The organism is Pseudomonas sp. Irchel 3E19 (assembly GCF_900187585.1).
GTDB classification, from domain to species: Bacteria; Pseudomonadota; Gammaproteobacteria; order Pseudomonadales; family Pseudomonadaceae; genus Aquipseudomonas; species Aquipseudomonas baetica.
This window is the reverse complement of record NZ_FYDT01000046.1, coordinates 14,031-31,341: the sequence shown is the minus strand read 5'-3', so window position 1 is coordinate 31,341 and position 17,311 is coordinate 14,031. Positions and strand designations below refer to the sequence as shown.

At 58.7% G+C, this 17,311-nt stretch carries 11 protein-coding genes; 5 read left to right on the top strand and 6 right to left on the bottom strand.

The window, feature by feature from the left end; all coding sequences use genetic code 11:
• The first annotated feature begins 4 nt into the window (after window positions 1–4).
• The 3 genes from CKW18_RS23130 to CKW18_RS23120 all read left to right on the top strand — a co-directional run bounded on the left by CKW18_RS23130 (window position 5) and on the right by CKW18_RS23120 (window position 3,610).
• The gene (locus CKW18_RS23130) at window positions 5–658 is read left to right on the top strand and encodes an ABC transporter permease (RefSeq protein WP_095190919.1); all 654 of its coding nucleotides are present in this window, start codon (window positions 5–7) and stop codon (window positions 656–658) included.
• On the top strand, window positions 655–1,812 hold the full coding sequence (locus CKW18_RS23125; protein ID WP_064585939.1) for a betaine/proline/choline family ABC transporter ATP-binding protein: 1,158 nt from the start codon (window positions 655–657) through the stop codon (window positions 1,810–1,812). The genes CKW18_RS23130 and CKW18_RS23125 overlap by 4 nt, the downstream gene beginning before the upstream one ends.
• Before the next feature lie 634 nt (window positions 1,813–2,446).
• Window positions 2,447–3,610 (top strand): type III PLP-dependent enzyme, encoded by a 1,164-nt coding sequence (locus CKW18_RS23120; RefSeq protein WP_016986476.1) that lies wholly within the window; start codon window positions 2,447–2,449, stop codon window positions 3,608–3,610.
• Window positions 3,611–3,649: 39 nt separating this feature from the next.
• On the opposite strand, the gene CKW18_RS23115 is transcribed toward CKW18_RS23120, so the two are convergent.
• From CKW18_RS23115 to CKW18_RS23100, 4 genes are all read right to left on the bottom strand, one after another.
• The gene (locus CKW18_RS23115) at window positions 3,650–4,528 is read right to left on the bottom strand and encodes a hypothetical protein (RefSeq protein WP_095190918.1); all 879 of its coding nucleotides are present in this window, start codon (window positions 4,526–4,528) and stop codon (window positions 3,650–3,652) included.
• A gap of 45 nt (window positions 4,529–4,573) precedes the next feature.
• Window positions 4,574–6,790, bottom strand: a complete 2,217-nt coding sequence (locus tag CKW18_RS23110) for an alpha-xenorhabdolysin family binary toxin subunit A (protein WP_095190917.1) — start codon at window positions 6,788–6,790, stop codon at window positions 4,574–4,576.
• A 231-nt stretch (window positions 6,791–7,021) separates the two neighbouring features.
• Window positions 7,022–7,777 (bottom strand): tetratricopeptide repeat protein, encoded by a 756-nt coding sequence (locus CKW18_RS23105; RefSeq protein ID WP_095190916.1) that lies wholly within the window; start codon window positions 7,775–7,777, stop codon window positions 7,022–7,024.
• A complete protein-coding gene (locus CKW18_RS23100; protein WP_095190915.1) occupies window positions 7,774–8,454 on the bottom strand; it encodes a Fe2+-dependent dioxygenase in 681 nt (226 codons plus the stop codon). Before CKW18_RS23100 ends, CKW18_RS23105 begins: the two co-directional genes overlap by 4 nt.
• 207 nt (window positions 8,455–8,661) lie before the next feature.
• Here CKW18_RS23100 and CKW18_RS23095 point away from each other — a divergent pair, with 207 nt between their 5' ends.
• Both CKW18_RS23095 and CKW18_RS23090 read left to right on the top strand, forming a co-directional pair.
• The gene (locus tag CKW18_RS23095; protein WP_095190914.1) at window positions 8,662–10,977 is read left to right on the top strand and encodes a TonB-dependent siderophore receptor; all 2,316 of its coding nucleotides are present in this window, start codon (window positions 8,662–8,664) and stop codon (window positions 10,975–10,977) included.
• A gap of 234 nt (window positions 10,978–11,211) precedes the next feature.
• Entirely contained in the window at window positions 11,212–13,740 is a 2,529-nt protein-coding gene (locus CKW18_RS23090) for a sulfite reductase flavoprotein subunit alpha (protein ID WP_095190934.1), read from the top strand.
• Window positions 13,741–13,860: 120 nt separating this feature from the next.
• Here CKW18_RS23090 and CKW18_RS23085 read toward each other — a convergent pair whose 3' ends face one another.
• Window positions 13,861–15,402, bottom strand: a complete 1,542-nt coding sequence (locus CKW18_RS23085) for an alkaline phosphatase (RefSeq protein ID WP_095190913.1) — start codon at window positions 15,400–15,402, stop codon at window positions 13,861–13,863.
• A 168-nt stretch (window positions 15,403–15,570) separates the two neighbouring features.
• A complete protein-coding gene (locus CKW18_RS23080) occupies window positions 15,571–17,304 on the bottom strand; it encodes a PTS fructose-like transporter subunit IIB (RefSeq protein WP_095190912.1) in 1,734 nt (577 codons plus the stop codon).
• Window positions 17,305–17,311 lie beyond the last annotated feature (7 nt).

Below are 17,311 nucleotides of genomic sequence, written 5' to 3'. Positions count from 1 at the left end.
AGTCATGGAATTTCTGAACGCCTTTTCCCACCTCGACTGGCAGCAGGTGATGCACCTGACCTGGCAGCACATCACCCTCGTCGGCATCGCCGTGACCCTGGCGATTGTCGTTGGCGTGCCATTGGGCATTCTGATGACGCGATTTCCGACTCTCGCCGGTCCATTGCAAGCCAGCGCCACGGTGCTGCTGACCGTGCCGTCGATTGCCCTGTTTGGCTTGCTGTTGCCGTTCTACTCCAAGTTCGGTCAGGGCCTCGGCCCGATGCCGGCGATCACCGCTGTGTTTCTGTATTCACTGCTGCCGATCATGCGCAACACTTACTTGGCCCTGACCGGCGTAGAGCAGGGCATCCGTGAAGCCGCGCGCGGTATCGGCATGACCTTCGGCCAGCGCCTGCGCATGGTCGAGTTGCCGATCGCCGTGCCGGTGATCCTCGCCGGTGTGCGTACCGCCGTGGTGATGAACATCGGTGTGATGACCATCGCCGCGACCATCGGCGCCGGCGGCCTCGGTGTGTTGATCCTCGCCTCCATCAGCCGCAGTGACATGTCGATGCTCATCGTCGGCGCGCTGCTGGTCAGTCTTCTGGCGATCTTCGCCGACCTCTTCCTGCAGTGGCTGCAACGTTCGCTGACTCCAAAAGGACTCCTCAAATGATCGAACTTCAAAACCTCAGCAAGACCTTCCAAAGCAACGGCAAAGATGTCAAAGCCGTGGACTCGGTGAGCCTGACCGTCAATGAAGGCGAAATCTGTGTGTTCCTCGGGCCATCGGGTTGCGGTAAAAGCACCACGCTGAAAATGATCAACCGCCTGATCAAACCGACCTCGGGCAAGATCCTGATCAACGGCGAAGACACCACCGACCTCGACGAAGTAACCCTGCGTCGCAACATCGGCTATGTGATCCAGCAGATCGGTCTGTTCCCGAACATGACCATCGAAGAGAACATCGTCGTCGTGCCGAAACTGCTCGGTTGGGACAAACAGAAATGCCACGACCGCGCCCGCGAACTGATGAGCATGATCAAGCTTGAGCCCAAGCAGTATCTGCATCGTTATCCGCGTGAATTGTCCGGCGGCCAGCAACAGCGCATCGGCGTGATCCGCGCGCTGGCGGCCGACGCGCCGCTGTTGTTGATGGACGAACCGTTCGGCGCGGTCGACCCGATCAACCGCGAGATGATCCAGAACGAGTTCTTCGAGATGCAGCGCGCGCTGAACAAGACCGTGATCATGGTCAGCCACGACATCGACGAAGCGATCAAGCTCGGCGACAAGATCGCGATCTTCCGCGCCGGCAAGCTGCTGCAGATCGACCACCCGGACACCCTGCTCGCGCACCCGGCGGATGACTTCGTGAGCAACTTCGTCGGTCAGGACAGCACGCTCAAACGCTTGCTGTTGGTCAAGGCTGAAGACGCGGCGGACAACGCGCCGTCGGTGAGCCCGGAAACCCCGGTGGCCGATGCGCTGGAATTGATGGACGAGCATGACCGTCGTTATGTCGTGGTTACCTGTGCCGAGAACAAGGCGCTGGGTTACGTGCGCCGTCGCGATCTGCACCGCCAGACCGGCACCTGCGCGCAGTACCTTCGCGAGTTCAACGCGACGGCGGCGTACGACGAGCATCTGCGCATCCTGCTATCGCGCATGTACGAGTTCAACCGCTCGTGGTTGCCGGTGATGGATGCCGAGCGGGTGTTCCTCGGTGAGGTGACGCAGGAGTCGATTGCGGCTTATCTGAGCTCGGGGCGTTCGCGGGGCATGAAGACCAGCATCGTCTCGCCGGCTGAAGCGGTAGTCGCGTAAAACACGAAACCTGTGGGAGCGAGCCTGCTCGCGAAAGCGCAATATCAGTCAACGATGATGTTGGCTGGGAAAATGCCTTCGCGAGCAGGCTCGCTCCCACAGGGTCTGCGTGATTTTTTCCTCATTCGTCAGCTGGAAAAGAATCTCAACACACGCCAATCGGAGAACACACCGGCAAACGCTTCTGAGACAACCAAAACCCCCTCCACACCCTCCTCTCGCCGCCAACGTCGCCGATATTGCCGCCATCACACTTACCCACGACTTAGCGCATAAAAGCGTCGAACGTGCAGGTATGTTTAACACTTGAAAATCCCCCGGGAACATCTGCCCGTCATCTCGGTCGGCTACAAAGAGTGATATCGGTTACGCACGTCAGAAGCGTGCAAAAACGCGACATTTTTAGTTGATCTCACGCCCCTCACGCCCTAAAGTTCGCGCCGAACGTCCATGCTGGAAACGATCCATCCGGCTCAAGTACTGACGACGAGACAGCAAGGCCAAGGGTAAAACCACCCGTGGCCTTTTTGCTTTCGGCGACATGCCTTGGGAAGTAGGCGAACCAAAGTGGGGATACGGAGGGCGTTCATTTGCACCCATTGATTTTTCGAGTTTGCCCATAGGAGCTCCCAGTATGTCGATCCAGGTCGAAGACTATTTCGCGCGCGCCACTTTTGACAAAATGAAGGCGTTCGCCGACAAGCAAGAAACCCCGTTCGTGGTGATCGACACCGCGATGATCAGCCAGGCCTACGATGACCTGCGCGCCGGTTTCGAATTCGCCAAGGTCTACTACGCGGTCAAGGCCAACCCGGCCGTCGAGATCATCGACCTGCTCAAAGAGAAAGGTTCGAGCTTCGACATCGCCTCGATCTATGAGCTGGACAAAGTGATGGATCGCGGCGTCAGCGCCGACCGTATCAGCTACGGCAACACCATCAAGAAATCCAAGGACATCCGCTATTTCTATGAGAAGGGCGTGCGTCTGTTCTCCACCGACTCCGAAGCCGACCTGCGCAACATCGCCAAGGCTGCACCGGGCTCGAAAGTGTATGTGCGCATCCTCACCGAAGGCTCGACCACGGCCGACTGGCCACTGTCGCGCAAATTCGGCTGCCAGACCGACATGGCCATGGACCTGCTGATCCTAGCTCGCGACCTCGGCCTGGTGCCTTACGGCATCTCCTTCCACGTCGGTTCGCAACAGCGCGACATCAGCGTTTGGGATGCGGCGATTGCCAAGGTCAAAGTGATCTTCGAGCGCCTGAAAGAAGAAGACGGCATTCACCTGAAGCTGATCAACATGGGCGGCGGCTTCCCGGCCAACTACATCACCCGCACCAACAGCCTGGAAACCTACGCCGAAGAAATCATTCGCTTCCTGAAAGAAGACTTCGGTGATGACCTGCCGGAAATTATTCTGGAGCCGGGCCGTTCGCTGATCGCCAACGCCGGCATCCTGGTCAGCGAAGTGGTATTGGTTGCACGTAAATCGCGCACCGCCGTCGAGCGTTGGGTATATACCGATGTGGGCAAGTTCTCCGGCCTGATCGAAACCATGGACGAGGCGATCAAGTTCCCGATCTGGACCGAGAAGAAAGGCGAGATGGAAGAAGTGGTCATCGCCGGCCCGACTTGCGACAGCGCCGACATCATGTACGAGAACTACAAGTACGGTCTGCCGCTGAACCTGGCGATCGGTGATCGTCTGTACTGGTTGTCGACCGGTGCGTACACCACCAGTTACAGCGCGGTGGAGTTCAATGGCTTTCCGCCGCTGAAGTCGTTTTACGTGTAACGACCGCTGGAAATGAAAAGGCCCATCTATGGGCCTTTTTTATTTGCGCAACCATGTCTCAAAGTGGCTGACCATCGCCATGAACTCGTCAGCGCCCTCTTTCGCAGCAGTCAGTTGGAAATTCAGCTCTCCGAGTTTCGACACACGCTCTGCTCGTAACAACTCATCGATGGCAGCGTCTATGCGCAATGCTGCTTCCTCGAGAAATACGCTGGCTTGCGAGCTCACGGAGGCTATTTCGTTAAACAACTCGGCAACACCGCTCTTGTATTCTGCGGCCCGCACGGCAGGATCTGCTGAAGTGTAGGCAACGTCCCAAACCGGCGTACTAAAAGCTTCGCGAAATAGCGCCTGGACAACTGTCGGCTGGGTATGACACTGGCAGGCGCGATGATCCATTGCCCTGAAAAACACCGATTTAAGCCCGAACGCCTCGTCATGCACCTCGGCGATGGTGTACTTCAGTTGCCGTATCTCTGCGCTAAGTTCATAAAATCGAAGCGTCAATTCGTGAATCAGCTGTGGCAAATTCGTTGGGGGAAACAACTTCCAGGTCGGCGACCGCGACAAACTGTACAACTTGAAATCCACCTGACTGATGGGCTCACTTCTTGAGGTACGACTGGTTATTTCCCGGGTTTCGCGGGTAAACGTCGTGAGATCCTCAATGTAACGGCTGCACAGTCGCCGGGCTTCCTCGGTTCGCCCCCAGAAATTCAGTAGATAGCGCTCATTGAATGGGGCATTGTTCAGGCGCGAATCAGCGGCCAATGCCGCCGGTCTGTGACCACGGGATACCTGGAGCGCAAGTAAACCGGCAATACGGGTAAAGGTGGGTTCAAGCGTACCGAGGAACGCGGTGTAGCGATCCATCACGCGCCGTTGCGCGGCGGAGAATTCATAGGCAAGTATATTCATGAATTTTCAGGAGGCGATGGGCGCGTAGCCCACCGCCCCGACGCCTCACTGTTGAATAGTTTTCAGATACTTGACGACGTCGGCAATTCGTACAATCGCGGCTGCCGCTCGCTCTTCGACCGGTTGCGACTTGTCCTGCCTGAAATGCGGGCAGAACGATTCAACCCCGGCAACCAGATTGGAAAACTCATTCACATAGTTCCAGCGGCCGTCGTTCAGTTGGTCGAGAACGTTGACCAGTTGAATCTTCCCCTCCGTCTGGGCGATGTCGTTTGCGTATTTTTTTACCTGTGCTCGCAAATCACCCGCTTTATCCTTGAGCCTGTTGTAGCCCGCCAACATGTTCATGAAAGAAATCGACTCGCCAATACCGGTGACGATTTTTTTCAGGGTGTCGATGGCCAACAGAGCAACTGCGACCTGCGGCGGCGCCATCCCCAGAGCTTTCAGACTGTCGAGGGATAATTGCGCTTCCTCGCCGATCTTTTCTACGCCGGCCTTGGCGATCAAGTCGATGCCTTCGGCCACCGACTTTATCTCCGCTTCCAACGCGGTCAATTTTTCTTCAATTTTGATTTGCAGCGAATACGTAAGGTCTCGATCCTGTTGCAGTGCCGCAATCCATTCCTGCGAAGCGGCCCGGTCATAAGCGGTGCTCAAGCCATTGCGGGTAATCTTCAGATCTTCCGAACGTTCGGCGATTTTTTTGAAGATATTCTTCAGTTCGATCTCCATATCCTCCCGAACTTCGTCCGCATCTTCTGGATAAGCCAGTTCAGCTTGATACGCCTTCATCCGGGCCTGCGCACGTTCCAGATAGATGACATCGTTCTGCGATTGGTTACGCACATCAAACGTTGTTTTTTGGATAGCAACAGCTAGTTCTTTCATGGTGCGGACAGTGCCCGGCAGATAATTGAACTGCTCAAACAGCATTTGCGCGGTGGTATTGCTTTCCTGGACTGCAATCGCATGGTTACGCAAGGCAGTCATATTGACATCGGGATAAATGGAACTGTTATAGGCCGATAGCATGACTGTCTTGCTCCTGAACACCGCAAAGTTATTTCCATACTCTTTATCAGCTGCTGCGAACACACCCAGCAATTGATCCGAACTCGATTTAATTTGCTCCCATGGATCAATGATGGCGAGAATCTGGTTTTTGAACCGTCTCAACGATGTTGCTTCTTGCAGCAAATCAACTTCTTTGATAGAGGCGCCGACATAAGTACTGAGTGCATTCCATACCAACATCAGGTTTTGGGTGGCCACTTCAGCTTCGATCGTTACATAGCTGAGGTTCTGTAAGTCATCGCGCACTTTGTTCAACGAACTCAGGGTCTGGTTCTTGCTGGCCATCGTCTGGTTGGCCGCCCGCTGCGCCTCTTTAAGCCTGTTTCGTTCCTTGCGGATTTTTTCTGCTTTCACGCCCTGGTAGATACCAAGAATCAACCCACCGATGTTTAAGGTCGCTGCGGACTTGATCGCTTCCTGAACCAGTTGGTCGTACTGCTTATTGAGGTCATCGATCTCCTTCGAACGCTGGTCGATCTCGCCCTGCAGATCCTGAATGTCCGCCTGGTAGGTATTCCTCGAGACGAACTCCAGACGCAGCTTGATCTCCGGCAGGATTTTCTCGCGCATATCAATGCCAAAGCTGTCCAGCTCCGCCCGGACCCGTTCGGCTTTCTGATGGCACTGCCGGACTTTGCCGAGCATGTCGCCAAGGTACGCCTTGATCTCCGGAACATCGCCGGCCGGCAACGCGAGATCGGGAAGGTTCGGAATCTGGCGCTTGAGTTCCAGGTACTGTTCCGGCGTATCGATATCGTGTTCTTCCAGGTACCTCGAGGCTTTCAGGTCTTCATAGATCTCGACGATGCCTTTACCCGTGCGGATGATGCTACCTGCGAAAATCTTCAGGTCGGTTCCCGTGAGCATGATTTGCTCGCGCAACGGCGACCAGCGTTTGGCGTGGTCGTACGTCATGCCGAAGGTACGCAGGAAGTCCGCGGGCTTCAGGCCTACGCCACCAGCATCACCGGCGCCGTAGTTCAAATACTCGATAATGTCCTGCAACCTGACAGGCAGTGAAAGCCCAAGAACTTCATACTTTCTTAGACTGATAATCTGCTCTTTGGTTAATTGCAGACCGGTATCGCGATTGTATTCATCAGCTTCGCCAATTGAGGCATCGACAAATAGTTTAGGCGCCTTGATCGCCGCTTCTAAAACCTTGTCATCCATCCTGATTTCCATAAAGACTCCTTGTCTTTTAGAGCGTTATTTCATTGAGTTTTAGCGAGGCCAGTTGATTTCAGAAACCACTTTGTTTTTAGCCATCACCGCACAGACACTAGAGCAACCTGATAACAACCAGCAAGTTCAAAACCATGAGAAATCAAGACAAAAAAAGAACACACGCATGCACTTTGAATACAACACTCAACATAAATCAAATAAAAAGTCAGTTAATAAACTTACTTACCCTTACGCGCCAGTCAACTCATCCAGACGAATTCGGTAAGCTTGCGAAAGTGCGCGAATCTGTGAATGTTGCGCGTTCAGCAATGACTCACTGGCGACCCGCAAAAAGTTCACATTCCCCCCGTCCAGCGCCTTGCGCAGCCAGCCGAGTGCTTCTTCTACTCGCCCCTCATCCGCCAATATCGCCGCATAACTGAACTGCCCGCGAAAGTCGCCGCCCTCGGCCGAACGTCGATACCACTCGCGAGCCGCCGTTGTATCGACCGCGCAGACCTGCCCTTCTTCCAGATAACGCCCGAGCAGATTCATCGATTTCGCATGCCCGACTTCGGCGGCGCGTTGATACAACGCCAGTGCGTGTGGATGATCGACCATCACACCGCGCCCGGTCGCCAGCAGATTGGCCAGGTTGTACATCGCCCAGTCCAGCCCTGCCTCGGCGGCCATTCGATAATGTTGCGCCGCAACCCCGGCATCAGCGACACAACCCCAGCCGTGCTCGTGACAACGCCCGAGCATATTGCGCGCCATCAGATGACCTCGCCCCGCAGCGATGCCGAACCAGCGCAACGCCAGCGCCTGATCCTGCGCAATGCCCCGGCCATCGAGCAGGATCTGCCCGAGCAACGCCTGCGCTTCTAGCTCACCCTCGCCCGCCGCCAGCAAAATCGCCTGCGCGGCGCGGGCCGGGCTTTGTTCGAGCATCGCCGCCAGCCCGGCGGCGTCCAGGACTTCCTCGCGACGCAGTTGGAAACTCATACCTCGACCCAGCGGCGCAGCAGGTTGTGATACGTGCCGGTGAGGCGGATCAGCGACGGGTGATCCGGCATGTCCTGCGTGAGCTGCTGGATCGCCCCGTCCATCTCGAACAGCAAGGCACGCTGACTGTCTTCGCGCACCAGACTTTGCGTCCAGAAAAACGACGCATAACGTGCGCCGCGCGTGACCGCGTTGACCTTGTGCAGGCTGGTGCCGGGGTACAGCACCATGTCGCCGGCGGGCAGTTTCACTTGTTGGGTGCCGAAGGTGTCCTGGATCTCCAGTTCGCCGCCGTCGTAATCCGCAGGCTCGCTGAAGAACAACGTAGCCGACAAGTCGGTACGCACTCGTTCGATGCTGCCCTTGGGTTGGCGTACGGCGTTATCGATGTGGAAATCAAAACTGCCGCCCGCTGTGTAGCAGTTCACCAAAGGCGGGAATACTTTGTGTGGCAGTGCGGCAGACATGAACAGCGGATTTTTCCACAACCGTTCGAGCATCGCTGCGCCGATTTCCTTGGCCAGCGGATGACCTTCGGGCAGTTGCAGATTGTGTTTGGCCTTGGCCGATTGATAGCCGGCGGTGATCTTGCCATCGGCCCAATCGGCCTGTTCAAGCGCCTCGCGGATGCGCTGCACTTCGTCTTTTTCGAACAGACCGGGGATGTGCAGCAGCATGGCAATGTCACCTGATGGCAAAGAGGCGGCAATGGTATTGATTCTTATTGACCGTGTAAAACGCCCGCGACGAATGAATCAGTAAAAACCGTAAGGGCAAATTGTAAAGAATGTAAATTCAGTGCGAATAACAATGTTTCGCAATTGATACGAATACCTGTTTACCCTATATTCCGCGACCTCAAATCCTTGGGGAGGGGAATAAAAATGGCACGTCAACACACACAAGTACCGGTCAGTTCACCACGTCTGCTCGCCTCTGCAATCGGTGTGGCTATCACCGCCGGCTCCGCTGGCCACATGGTGTTCGCCGCTGAAAAGACTGACAGCAAAGCTGCCGGCAATGCCATTGCCCTGGACGCCACGTCGATCACTGGCGAAGCCCAGGACGCGACCTCCTATCAGGTCGAAAAAGCCTCCTCGCCCAAGTACACCGCGCCGCTGGTCGACACGCCGCGCTCGGTCACCGTTATTCCGCAACAAGTCCTCAAGGACACCGGCGCCCTGAACATGCAGGACGCGCTGCGCACCGTGCCGGGCATCACTTTCGGTGCCGGTGAAGGCGGCAACCCGCAGGGCGACCGTCCGTTCATCCGTGGTTTCGACGCCCAAGGCGACACCTACCTCGACGGCGTGCGCGATACCGGCTCGCAGAGCCGCGAAATCTTCGCCGTCGAAAACATCGAAGTCAGCAAGGGCCCGAACTCCGCTATCGGTGGTCGCGGCGCGGCGGGCGGCAGCATCAACCTGGTGAGCAAGAAAGCGCATCTGGGTAACTCGTTCGATGGCGGCTTCACCTGGGGCTCCGACCAGACCCAGCGCTACACCCTCGACGGCAACTACCAGTTCAGCGACACCGCCGCCGGCCGTCTGAACCTGATGAGTCACGAGAGCAACGTCGCCGGTCGTGACAAAGTCGATTACGACCGCTGGGGCATCGCGCCGTCGCTGGCGTTCGGCCTGGGCACCGACACCCGCGTGAACCTCGATTACTACCACCTCGAAAGCAATGACACCCCGGATGCGGGCATCCCGTACACCATCCCGACCGGTGGCTCGGCAGCACGCACCAAGTCCAACCCGGACAAGCCGTACGCCGGCGGTGATCACAGCAATTTCTACGGTCTGGATCGCGACTTCCGCAAGGGCCGCACCGACACCGCCACCTTCGCCATCGAGCATGATCTGAGCGACTCGCTGACGATCAAGAACACCCTGCGTCACGGCACCAGCATGCAGGATTACATCCTGACCCAGCCGGACGACAGCAAAGGCAACGTCAACAACGGCAGCGTCTGGCGTCGTGCCAATACTCGCGTGAGCAACACCGAGACCACCACCAACCAGACCGACCTGTTCGGCAATTTCTACGTCGCCGGCTTCAAGAACAGCTTCTCCACGGGCGTCGAATACACCCGCGAGCAAAGCCAGAAGTCTTCGTATAACGTCAACACCGACACCACGCCGCGCACCAGCGCCGCGACCACCAACTGCACACCGTCGATGATCGGCGCGTCGAGCGGCTACAACTGCACCTCGCTGTCGAACCCGAACCCGAACGATCCGTGGAACGGCGCGATCTCGCGCAACTACGCCGGCACCGACACCGAGGCCAACACTTACGCGCTGTACGTGTTCGACACCCTGGAATTGTCCGAGCAGTGGCTGGTGAACATGGGCCTGCGTTACGACCACTTCGACACCGAGTACAAGACCTACACCGCTGCCGGCGCCACCACGTCCAAGGGCGATGACACCAGCGAGTTCGTCACCGGCCAGTTCGGCGTGGTCTACAAACCGGCAGAAAACGGCAGCATCTACGCCTCTTACGCAACCTCCGCTACCCCGCCGGGCAACACCCTCGGTGAAGGTCAGGAAGGCAACCCGCTGGGCGGCACTCCGGATCGCAGCGGCAACTTGCTGAGCAGCGACATGGAGCCGGAAACCACCAAGAACTACGAGATCGGCACCAAGTGGGATCTGCTCAACGACCGCCTGTCGCTGACCGCTGACATCTTCCGCACCGAGAAAGAAAACGCCCGTGTGCAAGTCGACACCACTTCGTACGAGAACGCCGGCAAGACCCGCGTGCAAGGTATCGAACTGTCGGCCAGCGGCAAGATCACCGACAAATGGCAAGTGTTCGCCGGCTACGCCTACATGGACAGCGAACAGGTCGATGGCGGTCCACTGGGTCGCGCCAACGATGGCAACGAACTGCCGAACACACCGAAAAACAGCGCCAGCCTGTGGACCACTTATCAGGTCACGCCGAAGCTGACCCTCGGTGGCGGTGCGTTCTACGTCGACGACGTGTTCGGCAACGTGGCCAACACCACCATGGTCGATTCGTACGTACGTTACGACGCGATGGCGGCTTACAAGCTGAGCAAAAACGTCGACCTGCAACTCAACGTGCAAAACCTGACTAACGAAACCTATTACGACAAAGCCTTCTCGACCCACTTCGCCAACCAGGCGGCGGGCCGTACGGCGCTGTTGAGCACCAATTTCCACTTCTGACCGATGCGGAAACCTGTGGGAGCGAGCCTGCTCGCGAAAGCGGTGGGTCAGTCAAGTAGAGGCTGACTGACACGACGCCTTCGCGAGCAGGCTCGCTCCCACAAGGTATGCGCCGCAAGGCTTGGCCCCGTTCATTCAATTGAACGGGGCTTTTGTGCGTAATCAAAGAAGCTCTCGATAACCCACGGCATAATGCGCGCCGTGATGACAATTTCCGAACGGACGGCGAGTGACGTGTTGAAGAAAACCCTGTTCCAGTTGCACTGGTTTTTTGGCATCACTGCCGGCCTGGTGCTGGCCTTGATGGGCATCACCGGCGCGGCCTATTCGTTCCAGGACGAGATCCTGCGGGCGCTGAATCCCTCGGTGTTGCAGGTGGAGAAACAAGTCGCCGGCGTCCTGCCTCCGGTCGAACTGGTGGAGCACATCGAAGCCACCTCGGGCAAGAAAGTCTCGATGCTCTGGGTCGAGACCGACAGCGGCCACGCGGCGAAAGTGTTCTTCACCCCGCCCAAAGGCGAGCGCCGTGGCGAGATGCGCTACTTCGATCCGTATACCGGCGAGTTCATGGGCAACGCCGTCGGCCAGGATTTCTTTGGGCTGATGTTGCAACTGCACCGCTTCCTCGCCATGGGCGACACCGGGCGCAACATCACCGGCGCCTGCACGCTGATCCTGGTGTTTTTCTGCCTCTCCGGGCTGTACCTGCGCTGGCCGCGCCATTGGAACAGCTGGCGCGTGTGGCTGACCCTCGACTGGAAGAAAAAGGGCCGCGCCTTCAATTGGGACCTGCACTCTGTGGCCGGCACCTGGTGCCTGTTGGTGTATCTGCTACTGGCGTTGACCGGGTTGTCGTGGTCGTACGAGTGGTACAACAAGGGCCTGACCAAACTACTTTCCGACGCCCCGCAAAACGAACGCGTACGCGGTGGTCGCGGACCTGCGCCGCAAGGTCCGGCGCCGACCGCCGACTATGCCGCGATGTGGAGCAGCATCTACAGCGCCGCCGGCCCAGGCCTGTCCGCTTACAACATCCGCATGCCGGCCGTGGCCGGTCAACCGGCGACGGTGTTCTACCTGCTCGACAGCTCTCCGCATGATCGCGCGTTGAACCAGATCACCCTCGACCCGGCCACCGGCATCGTCAAACGCGTCGACCGCTACGCCGATAAAAGCTTCAAGGCACAACTGCTGACCAGCATTTATGCGTTGCACGTCGGCAGCTATTTCGGTCTGGTCGGACGGATCATCATCACCCTCGCGGCGGTGTGCATGCCGCTGTTCTTCATCACCGGATGGCTGCTGTACCTCGACCGTCGCCGCAAGAAAAAGCAGATCAAGGACGCACGCAAAGGTCTCGAACAACCGGCCGGCGATGCTCCGGCGTGGCTGATCGGCTTCGCCAGCCAGAGTGGATTCGCCGAACAACTGGCCTGGCAGACTGCCGGCCAGTTGCAGGCCGCCGGGTTGCCGGTGAAGGTGCAGCCGCTGGCCAGTGTCAGCGAGCAGGATCTGCGTGACTCAACCAATGCGCTGTTCGTGGTCAGCACCTTCGGCGACGGCGAAGCACCGGACAGTGCCCGAGGTTTCGAGCGCAAAGTGCTGGGCAAAGCCTCGACGTTCGACAATTTGAACTACGCAGTACTTGGACTCGGTGACCGTCAGTATCAACACTTCTGCGGCTTCGCCAAACGCCTGCATCAGTGGCTGGGCGAACACGGCGGCAAAACCCTGTTTGCCCCGGTGGAAGTCGACAGCGGCGATCCGTACGCGCTGAGCCATTGGCAAACCCAACTGGGCCTGCTCACCGGGCAAGCACCGGTCGACACCTGGCAGGCGCCGAGCTACGACAACTGGACGCTGGTGCGCCGTGAACTGATGAACCCGGACAGCAGCGGTGCGCCGGTTTATCTGCTGGGCCTCAGCGCACCCAATACCAGCAGTTGGCTGGCGGGTGATCTGGTGGAAGTGCTGCCACGTAATTGCCCGTGGGTCATCGAGCATTTCCTCGACGGTCTCGGCATTCGTGGCGAGACCCCGGTGAAAATCAACGGCCTCGACGAGCCGCTTGAAGTGGCACTGGCCTCGCGCCAACTGCCCGAACATCGTGCGCATCTGGTGGGCCTGCACGCGCAGGCACTGGTCGATGCCATGGTGCCACTGGCCATGCGCGAATACTCGATCGCCTCGATAGCCGCCGACGGCTTGCTGGAGTTGATCGTGCGCCAGGAGCAGCACAGCGACGGCAGCCTCGGAATTGGCTCCGGCTGGTTGACCGAACATGCGCCGGTGGGTGGCAGCATCAGTTTGCGCGTGCGCCGAAACAGCGGTTTCCACCTGCCGAACGAGCCGGTGCCGATGATTCTGCTGGGCAACGGCACCGGGCTGGCCGGGTTACGCAGCTTGCTCAAGGCGCGGATTGCCGACGGTCAGCAACGCCAGTGGTTGCTGTTTGGCGAACGCAATCGAGAACACGATTACTTGTGCCGAGCGGAGCTGGAAGAGTGGTTGATCAACGGCGATCTGGAGCGGCTGGATCTGGCGTTTTCGCGGGATCAAGCCGAGAAGATTTATGTGCAGGATCGGTTGCATGAGTCGGCTGACGAGTTGAAGAAATGGCTGGCAGACGGTGCTGTCATCTATATCTGCGGCAGTTTGCAGGGGATGGCATCAGGCGTGGATCAGGTGCTCAACGACATCCTCGGCGCCGCCGAAGTTGAACGTCTGATCGAACAGGGCCGATACCGCAGGGACGTTTACTGACCCCACACATTCCCCACTGTGGGAGCGAGCCTGCTCGCGAAGGCGATTTAACACTCAACATTGATGTTGGCTGTAACTCCGCTTTCGCGAGCAGGCTCGCTCCCACAGGGGATACGCTGATCAAACGGGCTGCAACTTCCGCTCAAACACCGCCACCCCATTCAAATCCCGCAACACCACACTCATCTCCCCACTCTGCCCTTCAATATTGACCTCGCCAAAAAACTGAAACCCGGCAAACGGTGAAGTGTTCTGTGCCGGCGGCGCCTTCTCGAATACCACCTCAGGCCCAAACGTCTTATCCAGCGGATTAGGCCCAAAACTCCCGGCATTCAACGGCCCCGCGACGAACTCCCAGAACGGTTCAAAATCCTGAAACGCCGCACGGTCGGGGTGGTAGTGATGCGCCGCGCAGTAATGCACATCTGCCGTCAGAAAGACAAAATTGCGCACCTGTTGCGCCCGCAGATAACCCAGCAATTCAGCGATTTCCAGCTCGCGGCCCTGCGCCGGTCCCGGATCACCGTTGGCCACTGCTTCCCATCGCGCCACGCCCGGACTCACCTCGCCATCAGGCACACCAAGGCCAATCGGCATGTCGGCGGCGATCACCTTCCACTGGGCTTTCGATTTCTTCAAGCCACGCTTGAGCCAGTCCAGTTGCTCGCGCCCCAAAAATGGTTTAGCCGCCCCGAGATTGTCATCGTTGGCCCCGCGATAACTGCGCATGTCGAGCACAAACACATCGAGCATCGGCCCATAACTGATCTTGCGATAGATCCGCCCGCCACCGTCGGCAGCCTGCAGACGCATCGGCGAATATTCCAGCCAGGCCTTGCGCGCACGCCCGACGAGGGTGTGGATATCTTTCTCCTGATAACGCTCGTCGAGTTGCTTGCCGGGCGACCAGTTGTTGACCACTTCATGGTCGTCCCACTGCCAGATCTGCGGCACTTCGGCGTTGAAGCGGCGGATGTTTTCGTCCATCAGGTTGTAGCGGTAGTTGCCGCGATAGTCGTCGAGGGTCTGGGCGACTTTGCTCTTGGCTTCGGTGGTGATGTTGCGCCATATCCGACCGTTTTCGGTGGTCAGCTGAGCCGGCACAGGACCGTCGGCGTAGATGGTGTCGCCGCTGTGGATAAAGAAGTCCGGCAGGCGCAGGCGCATGGCTTCGTAGATGCGCATGCCGCCGATGTCCGGGTTGATGCCGAAGCCCTGGCCGACGGTGTCGCCACTCCAGACGAAGCGAATATTGCGCCGCGCTGTCGGCGCACTGCGCAAGTGGCCAAGCCACGGTTCGCTGGCGACGCCAGTGCGGGCGTCCTTGAAGTACACGCGATAGAAAATCGCCTGATCGGCGGGCAGCCCGCTGAGTTCAACGCGGGCGGTGAAATCGCTGTGGGCATCGGCCAGCGCCGAGACAACCCGGCGTGGATTGCGAAACTGGCTGCGGGTGTCCCACTCGACCACCATCCGCGCCGGACGATCGCTGCGGCTCCAGATCATCGCGCGGTCGCCTTGCAGGTCGCCGGACTGCACGCCATCGGTGAGTTGCGGACGATCCTTGACCGACGCAATCACCGCTGGCGCCAGGCTCGGCATCAACAGACCGGCGCCGACCACTTGCATGACACGCCGGCGACCCACATTGAAATCGCTCATGCTGTTCTCCCTGAAAAAAGGAAAACTAAAGCACGCCTATATGAACTCGCCATGACACCACTAACCATTGTGGGAGCGAGCCTGCTCGCGAAAGCGGTGTGCCAGTCAACATACATGTCGCTGGCAGATTGCATTCGCGAGCAGGCTCGCTCCCACAGGGGATTGGTGTCAGGCCTTGGCGGGTTCCATTGCCAGCTCGACGGTTTCAGGCCGTTTGACTGTCGCGTACACCACCGCCGTCAGCAGACTCCCCGCCACAATCGCCAGCAGATACAGCAGCGCATGATTGATCGCATTCGGGATCGCCAGTACAAACAAGCCACCGTGCGGCGCCATCAGTTTGCAGCCGAAGTACATCGACAGCGCACCGGTCAACGCACCGCCAGCGATACTCGCCGGAATCACTCGCAACGGGTCTTTCGCGGCAAACGGAATCGCCCCCTCGGAGATAAAGCACAGCCCCAGCACGAAGGCAGCCTTGCCGGCCTCGCGCTCAGTTTGGGCAAACTTGCGCCGGGCGATGAACGTGGCGATGCCCAGACCAATCGGGGGCACCATCCCCGCCGCCATGGTCGCGGCCATCGGCGCGTAACTCTGCGAGGCCAGTAGCCCCACCGAGAACGCATACGCGGCTTTGTTGATCGGCCCGCCGAGGTCGACGCACATCATGCCGCCGAGCACGATCCCCAGCAGGATCGCGTTGGTGGTGCCCATGCTGTCGAGAAACTGCGTGAGCGCGGCGAGCATGCCCGCCACCGGTTTGCCGACCACGTAAATCATCACCAGACCGGTGAACAGGCTGGCGAACAACGGGATGATCAGAATCGGTTTCAGCGCTTCAAGACTTTGCGGCAACGCAACATATCGACTGATGGCCTTGGCCGCATAACCGGCGATAAAACCGGCAACAATCCCGCCGATAAACCCGGCGCCCAAGGTACTCGCCAGCAAACCGCCGATCATCCCCGGCGCCAGGCCCGGACGGTCGGCAATCGAATAGGCGATGTACCCGGCCAGCAGCGGCACCATCAACTTGAACGCGGTTTCGCCGCCGATCTGCATCAGCGCTGCCGCCAGCGTGCCTTCCTCTTTGAACGCGGTGATGCCGAAGACGAACGACAACGCGATCATCAGACCACCCGCCACCACCATCGGCAACATGTACGAAACGCCGGTCAGCAGGTGTTTGTAGACCCCGGTTTTCTCCGATTTGGCCGGTGCCTTGCCGTCGCTGGCAGCGCTTTCCTGCTGACCTTCGGCGAGGGCTTTTTTCAGCGTGGCTTCGGATTGCTTCAATGCAATGCCAGTGCCGCAGCGGTAGATTTTCTTGCCGGCGAATCGCTCGGTAGCGACGTCGATATCCGCCGCCAGCAGCACCACGTCAGCCTCGGCAATCGCGGTCGCGCTCAGCGGAGTTTTCGCGCCGACCGAGCCTTGCGTTTCGACCTGCAATTCATAGCCCAGACGCTTGGCCGTTTGCTGCAAAGCCTCCGCCGCCATGAAGGTGTGAGCAACACCGGTCGGGCAGGCGGTGATGGCGACGATGCGCGGCGCACGCTGCTCAACGGCAGCCGGGGCGGCTGCGCTGGCGACATAAACTTCGGCTTCTTCAGCACCACGGCGCAACACCGCTTCGACATCTTGCAGGGCCTGCGCCGGGGCAATCTGGAAGAGCCGTTTGCCGACGAAACGCGTCATGTCGACGTTACCGGTGGCGACCAGCAACACCCACTCCGCCGCTTCGATGGTCGCTGCCGACAATTCACGTTCCGGATGCGCCGCATCGACCACTTCGACGCTGGTGCTCCAACCCTGACGCTGGGCCGCCGCATCGAGCAAGCGGGCGCACAGCACACTGGTGACCATGCCGTTCGGGCAAGCCGTAACAATGGCTAACTTCATGACAAAC